The organism is Luteibacter yeojuensis (assembly GCF_000964085.1).
GTDB lineage: Bacteria > Pseudomonadota > Gammaproteobacteria > Xanthomonadales > Rhodanobacteraceae > Luteibacter > Luteibacter yeojuensis_A.
The window spans coordinates 116,329-136,383 of the sequence record NZ_JZRB01000001.1 but is presented as its reverse complement, the minus strand read 5'-3'; the positions used below and the strand labels follow the sequence as shown (position 1 = coordinate 136,383).

The window sequence follows — 20,055 nt, the reverse complement described above, 5'->3', positions numbered from 1 at the left end:
CTCGGGGATGAAGCACATGACGACCAAAATCAATCATCTGCCGGGTAGCGCGCGGTATCGCACGCGGCGCTGGGCCCTGGGGTTCGCGCTGGTCGCGGCCCTTGGGTTCACCGGTAGCGCGGCGGCTGAAACGGCGCTCAAGAACGTCACGTACGACGCCCAGCCCGGCGGCCGTGTCGAGCTGACGCTGGCCTTCTCGGGCCAGGCGCCCGAGCCGAAGGTCTTCACGACCTCGAAGCCACCGCGCATCGCCATCGACCTGCCGGATACCACCAACGCCTTCACCACGCGGCACCTTGACGTGAACAAGGGCGCCACCTCGGGCGTCTCCGTCGTGTCCGCCGGGGGCCGCACCCGCGTCACGGTCGAGTTGTTCCGCGACTCGGCCTACAAGACCCGCGTCGACGGCAACAACCTCGTGGTCACCGTGAACAACGGCCCCACGGGCGCCACGACGACTACGGCCATCGCGTCGGATCCGACCAAGGCACTGCCCTCCAGCGCCGGCACGCCGCTTTCCAACATCGACTTCCGCCGCGGCCCCAATGGCGAAGGCCGTGTCATCGTCACCCTTGGCGGCGACAACACCACGCCGGAAATGCGTCGCGAGAATGGCAAGGTCATCGTAAGCCTCACGGGTGCCAGCCTGCCGCCGAAGCTGGCGCAGCGCCTGGACGTGCTCGATTTCGCCACGCCCGTGCAGTCGATCCAGTCGGCTTCGGTGCCGGGCGGTACGCGCATGGAAATCGCCACCAAGGGCGATACCGATGTGTCGGCCTACCAGAACGGCACCGAATATGTCGTCGAAGTGGCCGCCAAAAAGGCCGCGCCGCTGACCGGCAAGGCCGCCAAGGGCCAGGAGCCGGTGTACTCGGGTTCCCGCCTCACTTTCAACTTCCAGGACATTCCGGTCCGTTCGGCCCTGCAGCTGATTGCCGACGAAGCCAAGCTGAACCTCGTCGCCTCCGATACGGTGGGCGGCAGCGTCACGTTGCGCCTCGTCAATACGCCGTGGGACCAGGCGCTCGACGTCATCCTGCGCGCCAAGGGCCTCGACAAGCGCCGCAGCGGCAACGTGATCTGGATCGCGCCGCAGCAGGAGCTTGCCAGCTACGAACAGAGCCTGGCCGATGCCCGCCAGAAGGCCGAGGACAACGCCGAGCTTGTGTCGGATTACATCCCCATCAGCTACGGCAAGGCCGAGGACATCGCCAAGCTGCTCACCCAGGGCGCCATGCAGGGCACGGGCGGTGGTGGCGGCAACAGCACGGGTGCCCGAGGGTTCCTGTCCGCACGTGGCAGCGTCTCGTTTGACGAGCGCACCAACACCCTGCTGATCAACGACACGCCGGACAAGATCCGCGACCTGCGCGAACTCATCAGCACGCTCGACCGGCCGGTGCAGCAGGTGCTCATCGAGTCGCGCATCGTCGTGGCCACCGACCAGTTCACCCGCCAGCTCGGCGTGCGTTGGGGCGTCCAGGCCTTCCGCACCAACCCGAGCGGCCAGGTCATCAGCACCACGCCCGACCTGACGGCCGGTGCGACGGGCACGACGGCGGGCGGCGCCAGCAACCTCGCCACCCAGGTGCATAACCTGAACAACGGTACCGCCACGTCCAACACCCTTACCTTCCCGGGTGGCTACAACGTCAACCTGCCGGTCTCGAACCCGGCGGGCAGCCTGGGCCTGGCCATCCTCGGTTCGAACTACCTGGTCGACCTCGAGCTCTCGGCCGCGCAGACCGAGGGCCGCAGCGAAGTCATCTCCAGCCCGCGCGTGATCACGGCCAACCAGCAGGAAGCCGTGATCAAGCAGGGTACGGAAATCGGCTATGTCACCTACCAGGCCTCCGGCTCGGGTGGTGGCGCCCAGAACGCCACGGTGCAGTTCAAGGATGCCGTGCTCGAGCTGCGCGTGACCCCGACGATCACCGCCGACAGCCGCGTCTACCTCAAGATCAACGTGAAGAAGGACGCCCTCGCCGGCAACACGCCGTCGCCGGGTGGTGGCTTCGTCCCCTCGATCGATACGCGCGAGATCAACACCTCGGTGCTGGTCGACAACGGCCAGACGGTGGTGCTCGGCGGCATCTATGAAATCACCAAGGCCAACACCGTGACCAAGGTGCCGGGCCTCGGCGATATCCCCGGCATCGGCGTCCTGTTCCGCAATACCTCGCGGCAGAACGACAAGGCCGAGCTGCTCATCTTCGTGACGCCGCGCATCCTCAGCGATACGTTGCAGTAAGCCCAAAAGGCAGGCGAAAGGGCCCGGTGCGAACCGGGCCCTTTTTTTGTCCGTGCCATCCGGCCCTAAACTTCTGGGCCCCGCTGTGGTCTCATCGGGCCTGTCGCCTGTTTCACGAGCCACGCCATGACCGATACCCCCGCCGCCGCCGCGACGCCGCTCCAGGAGGCCTTCGTCCACCTGCGGAACGAGCTTTCGCGCGGCATCATCGGGCAGCCCCACCTAGTGGAATGCCTCCTCGTCGCCCTGCTGGCCGATGGCCACCTGCTGGTCGAGGGCGCCCCGGGCCTGGCGAAAACCACGGCCATCAAGGCGCTGGCCACCCGCGTCGAGGCGGATTTCCACCGTATCCAGTTCACGCCCGACCTGCTGCCGGCCGACCTCACAGGCACCGACATCTTCCGCCCGCAGACGGGCACGTTCGAGTTCGAGCGCGGCCCGCTGTTCCACAACATCGTGCTGGCGGACGAGATCAACCGCGCCCCGGCCAAGGTGCAGTCGGCCCTGCTCGAGGCCATGGCCGAGCGCCAGATCACCATCGGGCGCCGCACGTGGCCGCTACCCGAGCTGTTCATGGTCATGGCCACGCAGAACCCCATCGAGCAGGAGGGCACGTTCGCGCTGCCCGAGGCCCAGCTCGATCGCTTCCTCATGCACGTGACCATCGGTTACCCCGATGCCGACGCCGAGCTGGCCATCCTGCGGCTGGCCCGTGAACAGGCGCGCGAGGCCATGCACCCGGCGCCGCCGGCCGCCCACCTGCTGCGCCCCGCCGATGTGTTCGCCGCGCGCGACGCGGTGCTGGCGGTGCACATGGCGCCGCCCCTGGAGCTCTACATCACCCAACTGGTCGTCGCCACGCGCGATGCCGGGCGCTACGGCCCCGAGCTTGCCCGCTGGATCGCCTGGGGTGCCAGCCCGCGCGCCAGCATCGCCCTCGACCGCTGTTCCCGGGCGCACGCGTGGCTGCAGGGCCGGGATTACGTGCTGCCCGAGGACGTGCACGCCATCGCGCACGAGGTGCTGCGCCACCGCGTGCTGCCCAGCTACGAGGCCGAGGCCGAAGGCGTTCGCATCGATACCGTCATCGACCGCCTGCTGGATCTCGTGCCGCTGCCGTGAGTGCCGTCCCCCACGTCGACGACCCACGCGTCCGCGTCGCGTTGCCTGAATTGCTCGCGCTGCGCTCGCGCGTCATGCGCGCGCCCGCCCCGCCGGTGGTATCGCGCGCAGCGCGCAGCGGCCAGCGCCCGGGCCGCCTGCACGGGCGCGGCATGGATTACGCGGAGTCGCGGGTCTACCAGGCTGGCGACGACGTACGCCGCATGGATTGGCGCCTCACCGCGCGCAGCGGCGTCGCGCATACCAAGTTGTTCCAGGAAGAGCGCGAAGGGCGCCTCCTTGTGCTTCTCGACACCAACGCCAGCATGCGCTTCGGCACGCGCGGGCGGTTCAAGTCCGTGCAGGCCGCGCGTGTCGCCGCCATGGCCGCGTGGTACGCGATCCGCGGCGGCGACCGGGTGGGTGTACTCGCCTTCGGCGGCCAGCGCCAGCTGCTGCGCCCCCAGGGCGGCCCGCGTGGCGCGCTTGCGCTGTGCGGCGCCCTGGCCACCTGGGATGCCATGCCACCCGGCACGGACGAAAGCCTTTCTGCGGCCCTGCAACGCGCCGGCCGCCTCATGCACGGTGCCTCCCGCGTGCTGCTGGTGAGCGATGGCTTCGCCGTCGACCCCGCTGCGCACGGCCGCATGCTCGGCCTTGTGAACAAGGCCGAGGTGCGCGTCGTCGCCGTGGCCGACCCGCTGGAGCTGGCCGAACCGCCACCGGGCCGCTACCCGTTCTCGCAAGGCGGGGTGCATGTCGACATCGCACTGCACGGCGAGCGCCAGCGCGCCGAGTTCGCGCAGGCGCTGGGCAGTGGCCACCAGCGCCTGGGCGCCCTCGCGGCCCAGCTCGGGCTTCGCCAGCGCACCGTGGACACCACCGCCGACCCGCTCGACGCCATCGTCGACCTGCTCGGCCCGGGCAGGGGGCGCTGATGCCGACGCAAGGCCCCGAGCTGCGCGATGTGCACGTGCCCCACGTGGGCTGGTGGCCGCTCGCGCCAGGGTGGTGGGTACTGGCGGGCCTGCTCATCGCGCTTGTCCTCATCACCGCATTGCTCCTGGCGCGGCGCGCGCGCAGGCGCCGCCACGTGCATGCCGTGCTCGGCGACCTGCGCCAGGCCCGGTCGCGGCATGCCAGCGACGGCGACAACGCCGCGTTCGCCGCCACGGCGCACCAGCTGCTGCGCCGCGTGGCCCGTACGCGTGACCCTTACAGCGTGACCCTTTCCGCCGCGGCATGGCGCGATGCGCTGGCCGCCATGGCGCCAAAGCGCGATGTCGCACGCCTCGCCACGCTGGGCGACGCGATGTACCGGCGTGATACGCCGCTCGACGTGGATGCGGTTGCCGCCGATGTCGAGGCGTGGGTGCGCGACGTGCTGATGCGCGGCGCACCGCGCAGGCCGGGGAGGGCGCATGCCTGAGTTCGCCTGGCCCTGGCTGTTCATCGCCCTGCCGTTGCCGTGGATCCTCCGCCACGTGCTTCGCCCCATCCGCCCCGCACAGGCGATGGCACTGCCGCAGCCGGGCATCACGCTCGTGGCCGCATCGGCCAACCGTGCATCGTTCGCCGCCACGGCCTTGCTCGTGCTCGCGTGGGTGTGCCTCGTCACCGCCGCCGCACGGCCCCAGCACCTGGGCCCACCGGAGCCGCAGAAGCGCAGCGGCCGCGCCACCATGCTCGCCGTCGACCTGTCTGGCAGCATGTCGCTCGACGACATGCAGCTGGCCGGCCGCCAGGTGACGCGTTTCGCTGCGGTGGAAGCCATCGCGGGCGACTTCATCGACCGCCGCGCGGGCGATGAACTCGGGCTGGTGCTGTTCGGTTCGCAGGCCTATCTCGTCACGCCGCTCACCTACGACCTCGATGCCGTGCGTGCGCAACTGCACGATGCGGTGGTCGGCTTGCCCGGCCGCGAAACGGCGATCGGCGACGCCATCGCCGTCGCGGTGAAACGCCTTGCCGACCTGCCGCAGCAGGCACGCGTGCTGGTGCTGCTCACCGATGGCGTGAACAACGCGGGTTCGATCGCGCCGCGCGAGGCGGCGCGCGCGGCCAAGGCCGCGGGCGTGCGTGTCTACACCATCGGTATCGGCGCCACCGCCATGCGCGTGCCGGATTTCTTTGGGTCGCGCATCGAGAACCCCTCGGCCGACCTCGACGTGGGCATGCTTACCGATATCGCGAACCAGACCGGTGGGCGTTTCTTCCGCGCCACCGATACCGACGAACTGGCCCAGGCCTACCGGCAGATCGACGAGCTCGAACCGGTGCCGCAGCAAGGTGCCGCGCTACGCCCGCACGATGAGTTATTCCGCTGGCCGCTGCTCGCCGCGCTGGTGTTGCTTGGCCTCGGTTTGCTGCCGCGCCTGTTGCCCGCGAGGGCCGCCGCATGATGGCGCCATTCGCCTCGTTCCACTTCCTCCAGCCACACTGGCTTTGGTTGCTGCTGCTGGTGCCGCCGCTGGCGTGGGCCATGCTGCGCCGTTCGCCCGAGGTGCGCGTCCTGTCGCGCCTGGCCGACCCGGCGTTGCTGCCCTACCTGCTCGACGGGGCGCCCCGTTCATCGCGCTTGCCGGCGTGGGCCGTGGCCTCCGCGGCGACGCTGGGCGTGCTCGCGCTGGCGGGCCCGGCGTGGGACCACACGGCGGAGCAGCTCTTCAGCGAACGCACGGCGCAGGTGGTCGTGGTCTCGATGTCGCCACATATGCTGGCGCGTGACGTCGTGCCCGACCGGCTCAGCCGCGCGCGCTACAAGGTGCGCGAACTCTACGCGGCCAACAGCGACGGCATGAACGCGCTGGTGGCCTACACGGGCGAGGCGTTCACGGTGGCGCCGCTCACGACCGATGCCCATAGCGTCGACGACCTGCTCGCGGCCCTCGCGCCCGACACGCTGCCCGTCGGCGGCGACGACCCGGGCAAGGCCATCGACCAGGCAGTGGCGCTCATCCGCCACGCGGACGTGCGTGGTGGCTCCATCGTCGTCGTCACCGATCGTGCGGATGCCAGCGCGCAGGCCGCCGCGCGCCGTGCGCTCGCCGCGGGCGATACGGTCTCGGTCCTGGGCATAGGGACGCCGCGCGGTGGCCCGATCACCACCGACGATGGCCAGTTCCTGAAAGACGAGCAGGGCACCATCGTCATGGCGCCGCGCGACGACGCATCGTTGCAGGCACTGGCCAGCGCTGGCGGCGGCCGCTTCGCGCTGGCCGCCGACGACCGCAGCGACATTACCGCGATGGCGGCCGCGCTGCGCGATGCCGGCAAGGGCAGGGCGGCGGAAGGTGCCACCACCACTGCATGGCAGGATCGCGGCCCCTGGCTGCTGCTGCCGTTGCTGCCGCTCGTGGCACTCGGGTTCCGCCGCGGCTGGCTGCTCGTGCTCGCGCTGGCGCTGCTGCCGGTGGCGCCCTCGCGCGCAGCCACCACGCCCACGCCGGTGGTCGATGCTTTCCGCACGCGCGACCAGCAGGCCGCCGATGCGCTGGCGCGCGGCGATGCGAAGCAGGCGCAGGCGCTCGCGCAAAGCGCATCACTGCGTGGTGCCGCCGCCTACCGCGCGGGCGACTACGCCGCGGCCGAGGCGGCGCTCGCGCACGCCACCGACAGCGATGGCCAGTACAACCTCGGCAACGCGCTGGCGAAGCAGCAGCGCTACGACGATGCCATCGCTGCTTACGATCGCGCACTGAAGGCCAACCCGGGCAACGCGGATGCCGCCGCCAACCGCAAGGCGGTCGCCGACTTCATGAAGCAACAGCAAAAGAAGAAGGACGACGACGGCGCCAAGGGGAAGAAGGACGGCAAGCCGCAGCAGAAACCAGGCGAACAGAACAAAGGCTCGCAGGGCCAACAGGGTCAGCAAGGTGACCCGCAGCAAGGCCAGCAGGGTAGCCAGCCATCGGGCGGGCAGGGCGACAACGACAAGCAGGGCCAGCAGGGCTCGCCAGGCCAGGCCGGTGAAGGCGAGGGCAACGACAAGGCCCAGGACGCCGGCAAGGCCCAGCCGCCGCAGGGCGATGCCACCGGCAAGACCGACGCCGAGCGCGCGCAAGCCGAGCAAGCGCAGCAGGCGCTGAAGCAGAAGATGGATGCCGCGCTCGCCGGCAAGGGCGAGAAGAAAGACGGCGACCAGCACGACCTGGGGCAACTGACCGAATCCGACGCCTCGTCGAAGCTGCCGCCCGACGTGCGCCGCCAGCTGATGCGCGTGCCCGACGACCCGGGTGGCCTGCTGCGCCGCAAGTTCATGCTCGAATACCAACGCCGCCATGGCGCGGAGCCGGAGGAATGAAGATGCGCCACGCATGGATGGCCCTCGCCCTGTGGTTGCTGCTGGGGGTGGCCCACGCGCAGGCGGCCGCACCGGTGGCGTCGCTCGACCGCACGCATGTCGGCAACGGCGAGACCGTCACGCTCAACATCGAAGTGGGCGAAGACAACGTCGACAACCCCGACCTTTCGCCGTTATCCGCGGATTTCGTGGTGCTCGGCACATCGACGAACCACACGCTCAGCATCGTCAACGGCAAGCGCGAGGCGCACACGATCCTCGGCGTGGCGCTGCGCCCGAAGCACGAGGGCCAGCTCACCGTGCCGGCCCTCGCCATCGGCGGGCACACCACGCAGCCGCTGCAACTGCAGGTGGATGCCGCGTCCAGCGCGCCGGCCGATGCGGCCAACCGGCCCGTCGTGCTCGAAGGCAAGGTGGAGCCAGGCCAGGGTTACATCGGGCAGCAGTTCGATTACACGCTGCGCCTGTATTTCGCGGTGAACCTGGCGGATGGCCAGTTGGGCGACCCCTCGGCCGAAGGCGCGGAGATCCGCCGCATTGGGTCGGACGCGAACTACCAGACCGTGCGTGGGGGCCGCCGCTTCAACGTCGTCGAACGGCACTACGCCATCATTCCGCAACACCCGGGCCCGCTCGTGGTGCAGCCGCCCACGTTCCAGGGCACCGCCGTCGACCCCACCGACGTCAACTCGTTCTTTGGCGCCGGCGAGCCGGTGAATGCCGTCGCCCAGCCCGCGCGCATCGATGTGCGTGCCCGCCCGCAGGGCGCCACCGATGGCGCGTGGCTGCCCGCGCGGGAGCTCAAGCTCGCGCTCGATGGCTTCCCCGCCGACGGCAGGGCACGCGTTGGCCAGCCGATCACGCTGACCATGCGGCTCGATGCCGTGGGCCTGCCGTTCGAAGCTCTGCCCGCGTTGTCGCTGCCGAAGATCGACGGTGCCGACGTGTATCCGGACAAGGCCGTGACGGGCAGCAGCACCAGCGGCCCGTGGATCACCGGGCGGCGCCAGCAGGGGTTCGCCGTGGTGCCGACCCACGAAGGGACGCTGCACATTCCCGAAACCACGCTGCACTGGTGGAATGTCGCCACCGACAAGGCCGAGACCGCGACCCTGCCGGCGCGCGACCTCACCGTGGGCCCGGGCAGCGGCGCCGCGACGCCGACACCGCCGGCCATTGCCGCCCATGCCGCGGCGGGCACGCCCGCGCCGGCGGCCAGTGCCGCAGGCAGCGATGTGGCCAGGGTGCCCGTCGTCGCCGGCGTTCCCTGGCACTGGATCGCCGCGGGCCTGGGGGCGCTGTGGCTGCTTACCCTCCTCGCGTGGGCTGGGTGGGCACGCCGGCGCAGGCAGGCGGCGCCGCCGATGCCCGCGGCTGGCACCCCCGGTGCGCCACCCGTGCGCGCGGGCCCCGCCCGTGAGCAGTTTCTCAAGGCGGCGGCATCCGGTGATCTTGCCGCGACCGAGCGCGCCCTCCTGGCCTGGGCGCGTGCCGGGCGGCCAGCGGTCCGCACCCTGGGCGAACTGGCGGCGGCTTTGCAGCCAGGCCGCCAGCGCGATGCCATCGCCGCGCTCCAGCGGGCACGTTTCGGCGAAGGCGTGCCCGATACGACCGCGTGGCGCGACGCCTTCGCCAACGGTTTCGAGTGGGCGGCCAGCGGCAAGCCGCCTGGCGAGGGCGGCCTGCCGCCCCTGTACCCGCGCTAGACCCTGGCCAGGGCCGTCGTGTAGTGGGCCGCCATGGCGGCGCCAAACGCGCATAACACCACGCGGCCCGGCACCCAGGGCGCGGCGCGGATGGCGCTGACCGCCACGGCGGCCGCCTCTGCCGACGGGTAGCCGTATACCCCGGCACTGATGGCGGGGAACGCGATGCTGGCCACGCCGCACTCACGCGCCAGCGCGAGGCTGTTGGCATAGCAGGCGGCCAGGAGCGCCGGTTCGCCGCGGCCGCCGCCGTGCCAGACTGGCCCCACGGTGTGGATCACCCACCGGGCGGGCAGGTCGAAGCCCGGGGTGATGCGCGCTTCGCCCGTCGGGCAGCGGACACCGGGGCGAGTTTCCGGCAAGGCGCGGCACGCCGCGAGCAGGCGGGCGCCCGCCGCCCGGTGGATGGCGCCATCGACGCCACCGCCGCCCAGCAGCGTTTCATTGGCGGCGTTGGCGATCGCATCCACGGCCAGCGTCGTGATATCGGCCTCGACCACTTCCAGCGGCATGCTGCATCCTCGCTTGTGACGGGTGGGCACAGGTGGATACGATGCCCGCTCCACCGTGAAAATACCGACCAGCTACGTAGCCATGGCCGATCTGCAAAAAGTCGAAGAAACCTCGTTCGGATACCTCCTCAACGACGTCACGTTGCTGTTGCGCAAGCACTTCGACCGTCGCGCGGTGAAGTTCGGGCTTACCCGTGCCCAGTGGCGTGCCCTGAAATGGCTGCACCGCCGCCCGGGCATGCGCCAGAACGAACTGGCCGAGCAGCTCGACATGGAGCCGATCGCCGTGGGCCGGGTCATCGACCGCCTGCAGGCCGCCGGCTTCGTCGAGCGCCGCCCCGACCCGAGGGATCGCCGCGCGTGGCGCCTGCACGATACGGAGCAGGCCCGTGGCGTCGTCGACGACATGGAAGACATCGCCCGGGGCCTGCGCAGCGACGCCACCCGCGGCATCAGCGCCGCTGACCTCGAACACATGCTCGGCACGCTCGAGCGCATCAAGGAAAACCTCCAGGCGCTCGACGGCCCCGGCGAGGCAGGCTAAACGCCCGGTCAACCGATCCACGGCACGTGCGTTTACAACACGGATGTCCGTAACGAACCCATGGCCGCGCGTTCCCCCCGCGCGGTGACCGGACCCGCGGTCCCGGCCGGAGCCCCCATGCAACGATCCCCAGGGAAGAAACTCGCCATCATCGTCGGCCTCGTCGCTGTCGCCGCCATCGGCGTCGGCGTACTGCGGCACGGTGCCGATGGCAAGGATGCGCAGCCGGCCTCGAAAAAGGCCGCCGCGGCCAACAACGCCACGCCTGTCACGACCGCCGTCGCGACACGCGGCGAGATCGACCTCTCGCTCAAGATCATCGGCCGCGCCGAGGCCTATTCCACGGTGAACATCCGCTCGCGCGTCAATGGCCAGCTCGAGTCGCTGGCCTTCACGCCGGGCAGCCATGTGAAGAAGGGCGACCTGCTCGCCCGGGTCGACCCGCGCCCCCTCAAGGCTGCGCTCGACGAAGCCCAGGGCAAGGTCGCCAGCGACCAGGCCCAGCTGGTGAAAGCCGAGGCCGACCTGTCGCGCTACCAGAACATGCTCGGCAAGGGCTTCGTCAGCCGCGCCGATTTCGACCTCTACAAGGCCAACCTCGGCGTGGCGCGCGCCGCGCTGGAAAGCGACCGCGCCGCCGCGCGCGCCGCGCAGGTGCAGCTCGACTTCACCACCATCAGTGCGCCGTTCGACGGCATCACCGGCGCGCCGCTGGCGTACCCGGGCGCCACGCTCACGGCCGATACCACCGATATCGTGGTGCTGAACGAGATGGACCCCATCCGCGTGGCGTTTGCCATCCCCGAGGACAGCCTCTCGGCCGTGCGTGCCAGCCAGCGCCGCGGCGCGCTGCCGGTGGAAGCGAAGATCCCGGGCGATACCGGTGGCCCGCTGAAGGGCGAGCTGGAATTCGTCGACAACGCGGTGGACGCCACCACCGGCACCATCGTGCTGAAGGGGCGCTTTGCCAACGCCGATGGCCGCCTCACGCCGGGCCAGTTCGCCGAGGTAACCCTGCCGACCACCCGCCTGGCCGATGCGGTGAGCATCCCAGTGATCGCGCTGCAGAGTTCCACGGCCGGCACCTTCGTGTTCGTGGTGAAGGCCGATAACACGGTGGAGCAGCGTAACGTCACCACGGGCGCCACGACGGCATCGCGCGTCGTCGTCGACAAGGGCCTCGCCGAAGGCGAGCGCGTGGTCACCGAGGGCCAGATGCTGCTCGTCGACGGCGCGCGCGTGCGCGTCGACAAGAGCTGACGGGGCGCGGCATGAACCTGCCAGAACTCTGCATCCGCCGCCCCGTGATGACGACGCTGCTGATGGCGGCGCTGGTCATCTTCGGTATCGCCGCGTACCCCAAGCTGCCGGTCAACGAACTGCCGAACGTCGATTTCCCCACCATCAACATCAGCGCGAGCCTGCCGGGCGCGTCGCCCGAGACGATGGCGTCATCGGTGGCCACGCCGCTCGAAGCGCAGCTCTCCACCATCGCGGGCATCGATTCGATGACCTCGACGAGCGCGCTGGGCAGCACCACCATCACCGTCACCTTCGCGCTCGACCGCAGCATCGACGGCGCCGCGCAGGATGTGCAGGCCGCCATCTCGGCCGCGCAACGCCAGCTGCCGCAGGACATGCCCACGCCGCCCACCTACCGCAAGGTGAACCCGGCCGACGCACCCATCCTGTTCCTCACCATGGCCTCGTCCACGCTGCCGCTTTCCACCGTGGACGACTACGCGGAAACCGAGCTGGCGCAGCGCCTGTCGATGGTGGAGGGCGTGGCGCAGGTGAACGTCTACGGCTCGCAGAAGTACGCCGTGCGCGTGGCGGTGGACCCCGATCGCCTTGCCGCCACCGGCATCGGCGTCGACCAGATGGCCACGGCCATCGCCGCCGCCAACGTCAACAAGGCCACCGGCTCGCTCAACGGCAGCCGCCAGTTGCTGTCCATCCGTTCCGACGGCCAGCTCATGCGCGCCGCCGACTACAACCAGGTGGTGGTGGCGTACCGCAACGGCGCACCCGTGCGGCTTTCCGACATCGCCACGCCGCGCGACAGCGTGCAGGACGACCAGAAGGCCAGCTGGTTCAACGGCAACCGTGCCATCACGCTGGCCATCCAGCGGCAGCCGGGCGCGAACACGGTGGAAACCGTGGATCGCATCCTGGGCCTGGTCCCCGGGTTCGAGGCCACGCTGCCACCCTCGGTGAAGCTCGACGTGATGTACGACCGCTCGGTGTCCATTCGCGAATCGGTGCACGACGTGCAGTTCACGCTGGTGCTCGCGGGCATCCTCGTGGTGCTGGTGATCTACCTGTTCCTTGGCAACGCATCGGCCACGCTCATCCCCGCGGTGGCCTTGCCCATCTCGGTGCTGGGCACGTTCGGGGCCATGTTCGCGCTGGGCTACAGCCTCGACAACCTGTCACTGCTGGCGCTGACGCTGGCCGTGGGCTTCGTGGTGGACGATGCCATCGTGATGCTCGAGAACATCATGCGCCACATCGAGCTGGGCGAGCGGCCGTTCGACGCGGCGGTGAAGGGTGCCAACGAGATCGGCTTCACCATCTTCTCGATGACGCTGTCGCTGGTGGCCGTGTTCATCCCCGTGATGTTCATGGGCGGCATCGTGGGCCGCCTGTTCCACGAGTTCGCCGTGGTGATCAGCGTCTCCATCCTCATCTCGGGCTTCGTGTCGATCACGCTGACCCCGATGCTGTGCAGCCGTTTCGTCAAGGCCCACGACCACTCAAAGCGCAGCTTCATCGTCGTATGGTTCGACCGCGGCTTCGGCGCGCTGACCAACCGCTACACGCGCACGCTGGCGTGGTGCATGCGCCACCCGCGCAGCGTCGTGGGTGTGTTCGCGCTGAGCCTCCTGGCCACCGGGCTGCTGTTCTACGTGGTGCCCAAGGATTTCATCCCTGCCGGCGATAGCGGCCAGCTGCGTGTCACCACCGAAGGCCCCACCGATATCTCGTTCACCGCCATGTCGGCCCGCCAGCAACGGCTGGCCGAGATCGCGGGCAATGATCCGAACATCGAGGGTTATATGTCCACGGTGGGCGCCGGCGGCGCACGTGCCACCGCCAATGCGGGGTCGATCCTGCTGCGCCTGAAGGACGCGGGCGCCCGCGGCCACACCACGCCGGACGAGATCATCCAGGAACTGCGCAAGAAGTTCGCCACGGTGCCGGGCATCCGCACGTACATCCAGAACCCGCCCGCGATCCAGGTGGGTGGGCGCCAGTCGAAGGCGCAGTACCAGTACACCGTGCAAAGCACCGACCTGAACGCGCTTTATGACTGGTCGGGCAAGCTGGTGAATGCGTTCCAGAAGCTGCCCGGCTTCCAGGATGTCACCACCGACCTCGACCTCAACAGCCCCTCGATGATCGTGCAGGTGAACCGCGACAAGCTGGCGCCGCTGGGCCTCACGATGGACCAGGTGCAGACCGCGCTGGGCACGGCGTTCGGCGAGAACCAGATCTCGACGATCTACGGCTCGGCCACCCAGTATTGGGTCATCCTGCAGGTGGAGCGGCGCATGCAGGACGACCCCGCGGTGCTCTCGAAGCTGTATGTCACCTCCGACGCGGGCAAGCTCATCCCGCTCAGCACCGTGGCGCATTTCGAGCGCAAGCCGCAGGTGCTGACCGTGAACCACCAGGGCCAGCTGCCTGCCGTAACGGTTTCGTTCAACCTTGCGCCCGGTGTATCACTCAGTGATGCGGTGGCCAGCATCGACCGCGCCACCACCGAACTGAAACTGCCGGCCACGCTGAGCGGCAGCGTGCAGGGCACGGCGCAGGCGTTCCAGGATTCCATCAAGGGCATGGGCCTGCTGCTGCTGCTGGCCGTGTTCGTGATCTACCTGGTGCTGGGCATTTTGTACGAGAGCTTCATCCATCCGCTCACCATCCTCTCCGGCCTGCCGGCGGCGGGCGTGGGCGCGCTGCTTACCCTTGTCGTGTTCAATGCCTCGCTCGACCTGTTCGCGTTCGTCGGCATCGTGATGCTGGTGGGCATCGTGAAGAAGAACGCGATCATGATGATCGACTTCGCACTCGAGCGTCAGCGCGAGGAAGCCATGGCGCCGTTCGATGCCATTTTCGAAGCCTGCCGCGTGCGTTTCCGCCCCATCATGATGACGACGATGGCCGCGTTCGCGGGCACGCTGCCGATCGCCCTGGGCATCGGTGCGGGCGCCGAGACGCGGCGCCCGCTGGGCCTGGCGGTGGTGGGTGGCCTGGTGGTATCCCAGATCCTTACCCTGTATCTCACGCCCGTCATCTACCTGTACATGAACCGCCTGCAGGAGCGCGTGGCGCCCAAGCAGATCGAAAGCGGCGAGCCCGTGGCGCACTAGGCTCGCCGCTCCTGTAGGAGCCCACACCTGTGGGCGACTGCTTTTGGCGACGACGCGAGAAGCTGTCGCCCACGGGTGTGGGCTCCTACAACAGCACCTCGTAGGCGGCGGGCCGCCGGGCGTCAGTCGTGCGCGCCGTCGCCCTTGAACGCATCCGGGGCCGAGCCGAAGTTGCCGTCGGCCTGCGCGGCCATGTAGGCGAACGTGGCATAGACCGCGACGTTCTGCGCCAGGGCCTTCGGGTCGATCTTGTCGAGCGTGTCGTTGGCGTTGTGGTGGTAGTCGAAATAGTCGGTGCCATCCTGCGTCAGCGACAGCGCGGCCATGCCCTTCGCGTGCATCTGCGACAGGTCGGAACCACCGCCGCCCGGCTTGTTCGGGTCGTAGGCCACGCCGATGGGCTCGATCACCTTGGCGATCTGCTCGATGGCGCCGCGCGCCCCGGGCTTCACCGACGCCGTCATGCGCCAGATGCGGCCGGCGCCGAAATCCGACTCGGTGCCCAGCTGGAACTTTGCAACATCCTTCGCGTGCGCTTCGGCATATGCGCGGCCACCCCACAGCCCCATTTCCTCGTTCGCGAAAGCGATGACGCGAATGGTGCGATCGGGGCGCAGTGGCATGTCCTTGATGAGCTTGGCGGCCGCGGCGGCGATGGCCACGCCCGCGCCATCGTCGATGGCACCCGTGCCCAGGTCCCACGAATCGAGGTGGCCACCGATGGCGACCACTTCGTTGGGCTTCTTGCGGCCGGTGACTTCGGCGATGACGTTTTCGCCCTCGTAGGTACCCTTGAAGCCCACGTCGAGGTCGAGCTTGATGGTGACCGGCTTGCCTTCCTTCAGCACGCGCTCTAGCTGGTCGGCATCGGGCAGCGACAGCGCGCCGGCGGGGATGGCGTCTTCGGGTTTGGTGAAGCCCGTGACGCCCGTGTGCGGGGTGCGGCTATGCGGGTCGGTGCCGGCGGAGCGCAGCAGGTAGCCGACGGCGCCCATCTTCGCGGCAAGCACCGGGCCGCGCGTGCGCGTGGCAGAGCCCATGCCGTAGTCGTGGCCGTCCTTCTGCTGCTGCATGTGGGTGCTGACGTAGACGATCTTGCCCTTCACCGTGGCGGGGTCGGCCGCCTTCAGCGCATCGAGCGTATCGAACGCCACCACGTCGGCGGTGAGGCCGCCGGCCGGCGTGCCGGCGGAATAGCCCAGGGCGGTGACGAAGAGGTTCTGCGGGTAGGGCGCCACGATGGCGGCGTGCTCGCTGCGGCGCTCCCACAGCGGGTAGCTCACCTTTTCGGTGTACACCTTGTCGAAGCCCATGGCCTTGAACTTCGCGACGGTCCATTCGACGCCGCGCTTGTCGGCGGCGCTACCGGCGAGGCGCGGGCCCACTTCGGTGGTAAGGCCGCTGACGAATTCGTAGCCGGTGTTGTCGGCCATGGCCTTGTCGCGCAGCGCGGTGGCGGCTTCCACGGCCTTCGCGGGGATCGTGGTGGCCTTCTCGGCGGCGAAAGCGGGGCAGGCAAGGGCGATGCACGCGGCGAGCGCGTGGAGACGAAGAGCAGGACGCATGGGGACCCCCGGGGACGGAAAGACCCGATTATGGACCCGTGACCCCGGGCCAGCGCGTAGGTAGGAAGTCATGCATGGCGGCGCGCCGGCAGCGTAAGCGATGCCCGCAGGCCGCCTTCGCGGCGGTTGCGCAGCTCCACCTGGCCGCCGTGCTCCGACACGATGGCGCGCACGCTGGCGAGCCCCAGGCCGATCCCGCCGGTATCCCGGTTGCGTGATGCCTCCAGGCGGAAGAACGGCTCGAACACCTGGCGCTGCATCGGCTCGGGGATGCCGGGGCCGTCGTCGTCGATCTCCAGCACGCACGCGTGGTTTTGGAAGCGCAGGCGCATGCGCACGCGGTCACCGTATTTCAGCCCGTTCTCCACGAGGTTCACCACGGCGCGGCGCAGGGCCACGGGGTCGCCGTCCACCGTGATGGCCTCGCCGGCCTGCAGCGAGACATCGTGGCCGACATCGACGAGGTCGTCGGCCACGCTTTCCACCAGCAGGCGCAGGTCGAGCGGCTGGCGATGCGGCCCCGACGAGCGGTCGCGGATGAAATCCAGAGCGGCCGAGATCATCGTCTTCATCTCGCGGATATCGCCGTCCACTTTCTCGCCCAAGGGCGGTGGCAGGCCATCGAGGCGGAACGACAGGCGCGTGAGCGGCGTGCGCAGGTCGTGCGCGATGGCCGCGATCATGTGCGTGCGCTCCTGCATCATGCGGTTCATGCGTGCCTGCATGGCGTTGAACGCGTCGACCGCCTGGCGCATTTCGGTGGGGCCCTCGCGCGGCACGGGGGGCGCGTTCGTATCGCCGCCGAGGCGGTGCGCGGCGTCGGCGAAGCGGCGTATGGGCGCGGACAGCGCGCGCGCGAACACGCCGGCCAATGGCAGCATGACCAGGATGCCAAGGCCCAGCATCCACAGCAGCCGCGCGACGACGGTATCGGCGAATGGCGTCCCGGGCACCGTCACGACGCGCCACGTGCCGTCGTCCTGGCGCAGCGCGATGACGGAACCCGCACCCGCCACGGCGCGCATGGGGCCGGCCATCGGCCCGAAGGCATCCTTCGTGGCGTAAACGCGCAGCTGGTCGGGGGGCGTCGCGAGCATGCCCGCGAGGCGGTCGGCGAGGCGCGTCGAGGCGCCCGTGTCGACGTCGCGTGGCATCGACGGCGGCGCCTTGGCCGTTGCCACGTCAAGGTCCACCGAGCGCGGTGGGCCGAAGCCACCCTGCGCGCCCATGTCGCCGGGCGGCCGGCCACTGTCGAAGGGATGGCCAAACGCCTGCAGGTCGGGGCGCAGCGCGGTCACGATGTCGAACAGGCCAGCCGAAGGCGCCGGCCGGGGCGGGCGCATGGTGAAGACGAGGAAGCCGACGGCCTCGGCCACCAGCAAGGCGCACGCCATCATGAGGAAGCTGCGCGCGAAGATCGACAGGCGGGGCAGGCGGATCATGCGCGCGCCACCTTTGGCACCAGCATGTAGCCCTCGTTGCGCACGGTGCGGATCATCTCCATGGCGGCACGGTCGTTGAGCTTGCGCCGCAGCCGGCTGATCTGCGTGTCGATCGCGCGGTCGAAGACCTCCGTGCGGCCGCCGTGCACGAGATCCAGCAGCTGGTCGCGGCTGAGGATGCGCTGGGGGTGGTCGACGAACGCCCGCAGCAGGGCGAACTCGCCATCGGAGAGATTGATGAAGATGCCGGTGGGGTCGCGCAGGTCGCGGCGCGTGACATCCAGCCGCCACCCCGCGAAGAGATAGGGGCGGGCCTCGTCGGGCGCCACCGCGTCGCCCGGGGCCACGCGGCGCAGCACGGCGCGCACGCGCGCCAGCAACTCGCGCGGGTTGCACGGCTTGGGCAGGTAATCGTCCGCGCCCACCTCCAGGCCGATGATGCGGTCGGTATCGCCACCCAGTGCGCTGAGGATGATGACGGGCGGGCCTTTTTCCGCCGCCAGCCGCCGCGCGGCGGAGAGGCCGTCCTCGCCCGGCATCATCACGTCGAGCACCACCAGGTCGGGGCGCTCGCGGGCGATGGTGCGGTCCATCTGCGCGGCGCTTTCGGCCGTTTGCACGCGAAAGCCATGCCCGCCGAGGAAGCCGGCGATCAGGTCGCGAAGTTCAGGGTCGTCGTCGACGACCAGGATGAGGGCGTGGGTATCCATGACCATGGCGCTTTTGATAGCAGAAACCGGCCCGCGGCGCGTGTCGGCCCTGTCATCACTTGAAACAAACCCGACACACGGCGACAACGCCGGGTGACGCGCGGGGGCTAGCCTGCATGGCAACCGCAGCCACGCAGGCCCTTCCATGCTCGTCTTCCCCCGCTGGAGCACCACGTTGTTCGCCTTCGCGATGACGGCCGCCGCGGCCGCTTATGCGCAGGACCGCGACGCCCCCCGCCACCCGCCGCGCGATCCCGCGTTCGAGGCCGCCCTCGACGCATGCTGGGTGGATTACGACGGCGAAGCCGACGACCCGGTGCCGCAGGACATGATGGACGAATGCATGGCATCGAAGGGGTTCCCGCCGCATGCCATGGCACCGGACGGCGATGACGACGATTTCGATCCGTACCCCGGCCCTTGAGGAGACCCGACGTGCCCACGCCGCTGACCGCCCTGCGCACCTCGCCGCCGCTGCCCGCACCCCGCGAGCACCTGGCCATCGCACAGCGCTTCTGGGACGATTTCCGCCAAGGACCGGCGCGCCAAACCGGCAACACCGTGCTGCTCGATGGCTATGCCGGGCACCGGCTGCGTTTCGCCACCTTCAGCCACAAGCCACACGTGTTCAGCAGCGACCAGCTGCCGCGCGAACACCGCCATGCGGCCCTGCTCGTACTCCAGCTCGAGGGCGAGAGCCGCGTGGAGCAGCACGGCCGCCGCAGCGACATCATGCCCGGTGACTTCTGCCTCATCGACCTGTCGCGGCCGTTCCGCGTCGAGACCGGCCGTTCGCTGGTGCAGGCGGCCTACCTGCCACTCTCCGTCCTGCGCGACGCCGTGCCCCGTCTTGAGCAGGTGGCGGCCATTGGCGTGCGCGGGCACGTGGCATCGGCCACGTTCCTGCGCAGCCTGTATCGCGAGCTGTTCGACCACGCCGAGGACATGACCGAGGACGTGGCCGACCGGCTCGTCGAAGCGATACCGCATATGCTGGCCGCCGCCACGGCCACCGTGGGCGACCTGATGCCGCCACCGTCGCAGCTGCGCCGGCACCACAAGGAGCAGGTGCGACGCTACGTGCGGGAGCACCTGCCCGACCCCGCGCTGTGCGCGGAGATGATCGGCAAGGGCGTGGGCCTTTCCACCAGCTACCTCTTCGAACTTTTCGCCGACGAGGAGGTGACCCTCATGCGCTGGGTGCGAGCCGAGCGGCTGGCACGTTGCCGCCGCGAGCTCGCCGACCCTGCGCTGCGCTACCGCAGCATCGCGCAGATCGCCCAGGCGTGGGGGTTTGGCGACATGACGCACTTCGGCCGCAGTTTCCGCGAGGCGTATGGGCTTTCGCCGCGATCGTGGCGGCAAGCCTCGCGCATGGCCGTCCATACGGCCAAGGAATCGCCGAGCGATGGTGCAGTTCCGGCCCACGTGGCCACGCGGATTTAACACTACATTGGCTGTGCGGCCATCGCGTACGAAACGCGGCGCACGCTAGCCAGCCTCCGGTGCAGTGGGGATGGCGCAACGCCAGGCGTTGCGCCGGCG

16 protein-coding genes are annotated in these 20,055 nt (G+C 69.7%); 12 read left to right on the top strand and 4 right to left on the bottom strand.

Annotated features, from left to right (window positions below; translation table 11 throughout):
- Positions 1–16 precede the first annotated feature (16 nt).
- From pilQ to VI08_RS00560, 7 genes are all read left to right on the top strand, one after another.
- Positions 17–2,251, top strand: coding sequence for a type IV pilus secretin PilQ (gene pilQ / locus VI08_RS00590; RefSeq protein ID WP_045827651.1), 2,235 nt, complete (start codon positions 17–19; stop codon positions 2,249–2,251).
- Between the two features lie 126 nt (positions 2,252–2,377).
- Complete coding sequence (locus VI08_RS00585; protein ID WP_045827580.1) at positions 2,378–3,373, top strand: AAA family ATPase; 996 nt, start codon at positions 2,378–2,380, stop codon at positions 3,371–3,373.
- Complete coding sequence (locus VI08_RS00580; protein ID WP_045827579.1) at positions 3,370–4,290, top strand: DUF58 domain-containing protein; 921 nt, start codon at positions 3,370–3,372, stop codon at positions 4,288–4,290. The genes VI08_RS00585 and VI08_RS00580 overlap by 4 nt, the downstream gene beginning before the upstream one ends.
- Complete coding sequence (locus VI08_RS20650; protein WP_052697597.1) at positions 4,290–4,781, top strand: DUF4381 domain-containing protein; 492 nt, start codon at positions 4,290–4,292, stop codon at positions 4,779–4,781. Before VI08_RS00580 ends, VI08_RS20650 begins: the two co-directional genes overlap by 1 nt.
- Entirely contained in the window at positions 4,774–5,754 is a 981-nt protein-coding gene (locus tag VI08_RS00570) for a VWA domain-containing protein (RefSeq protein WP_045827578.1), read from the top strand. Before VI08_RS20650 ends, VI08_RS00570 begins: the two co-directional genes overlap by 8 nt.
- Positions 5,751–7,655: a tetratricopeptide repeat protein gene (locus VI08_RS00565; RefSeq protein WP_045827577.1), complete on the top strand. Its 1,905-nt coding sequence runs from the start codon at positions 5,751–5,753 to the stop codon at positions 7,653–7,655. Before VI08_RS00570 ends, VI08_RS00565 begins: the two co-directional genes overlap by 4 nt.
- Positions 7,652–9,361, top strand: a complete 1,710-nt coding sequence (locus VI08_RS00560; RefSeq protein WP_045827576.1) for a BatD family protein — start codon at positions 7,652–7,654, stop codon at positions 9,359–9,361. The genes VI08_RS00565 and VI08_RS00560 overlap by 4 nt, the downstream gene beginning before the upstream one ends.
- On the opposite strand, the gene VI08_RS00555 is transcribed toward VI08_RS00560, so the two are convergent.
- Positions 9,358–9,873 (bottom strand): O-acetyl-ADP-ribose deacetylase, encoded by a 516-nt coding sequence (locus VI08_RS00555; RefSeq protein ID WP_045827575.1) that lies wholly within the window; start codon positions 9,871–9,873, stop codon positions 9,358–9,360. The two genes, VI08_RS00560 and VI08_RS00555, sit on opposite strands and share 4 nt — an antisense overlap.
- Positions 9,874–9,955: 82 nt before the next feature.
- Between VI08_RS00555 and VI08_RS00550 the strand changes: the two genes are divergently transcribed.
- The 3 genes from VI08_RS00550 to VI08_RS00540 all read left to right on the top strand — a co-directional run bounded on the left by VI08_RS00550 (position 9,956) and on the right by VI08_RS00540 (position 14,793).
- The gene (locus VI08_RS00550; RefSeq protein ID WP_428992123.1) at positions 9,956–10,417 is read left to right on the top strand and encodes a MarR family winged helix-turn-helix transcriptional regulator; all 462 of its coding nucleotides are present in this window, start codon (positions 9,956–9,958) and stop codon (positions 10,415–10,417) included.
- Between the two features lie 117 nt (positions 10,418–10,534).
- A complete protein-coding gene (locus VI08_RS00545) occupies positions 10,535–11,677 on the top strand; it encodes an efflux RND transporter periplasmic adaptor subunit (RefSeq protein ID WP_045827574.1) in 1,143 nt (380 codons plus the stop codon).
- A gap of 11 nt (positions 11,678–11,688) precedes the next feature.
- Positions 11,689–14,793 carry an efflux RND transporter permease subunit gene (locus tag VI08_RS00540; RefSeq protein WP_045827573.1) on the top strand — a complete coding sequence of 1,035 codons (3,105 nt, stop codon included), beginning with the start codon at positions 11,689–11,691 and terminating at the stop codon, positions 14,791–14,793.
- 122 nt (positions 14,794–14,915) lie between these two features.
- Here VI08_RS00540 and VI08_RS00535 read toward each other — a convergent pair whose 3' ends face one another.
- The 3 genes from VI08_RS00535 to VI08_RS00525 form a co-directional block, all read right to left on the bottom strand.
- Positions 14,916–16,358: a M20/M25/M40 family metallo-hydrolase gene (locus VI08_RS00535; RefSeq protein ID WP_045827572.1), complete on the bottom strand. Its 1,443-nt coding sequence runs from the start codon at positions 16,356–16,358 to the stop codon at positions 14,916–14,918.
- 68 nt (positions 16,359–16,426) lie between these two features.
- Entirely contained in the window at positions 16,427–17,800 is a 1,374-nt protein-coding gene (locus VI08_RS00530; RefSeq protein ID WP_045827571.1) for an ATP-binding protein, read from the bottom strand.
- Positions 17,797–18,510 (bottom strand): response regulator, encoded by a 714-nt coding sequence (locus VI08_RS00525; RefSeq protein ID WP_045827570.1) that lies wholly within the window; start codon positions 18,508–18,510, stop codon positions 17,797–17,799. Before VI08_RS00525 ends, VI08_RS00530 begins: the two co-directional genes overlap by 4 nt.
- Before the next feature lie 145 nt (positions 18,511–18,655).
- On the opposite strand from VI08_RS00525, the gene VI08_RS00520 reads away from it, so the two are divergent.
- Both VI08_RS00520 and VI08_RS00515 read left to right on the top strand, forming a co-directional pair.
- Positions 18,656–18,934 (top strand): hypothetical protein, encoded by a 279-nt coding sequence (locus tag VI08_RS00520; RefSeq protein ID WP_045827569.1) that lies wholly within the window; start codon positions 18,656–18,658, stop codon positions 18,932–18,934.
- A gap of 11 nt (positions 18,935–18,945) precedes the next feature.
- Positions 18,946–19,956: a helix-turn-helix domain-containing protein gene (locus VI08_RS00515; RefSeq protein ID WP_045827568.1), complete on the top strand. Its 1,011-nt coding sequence runs from the start codon at positions 18,946–18,948 to the stop codon at positions 19,954–19,956.
- The last annotated feature ends 99 nt before the right edge of the window (positions 19,957–20,055 follow it).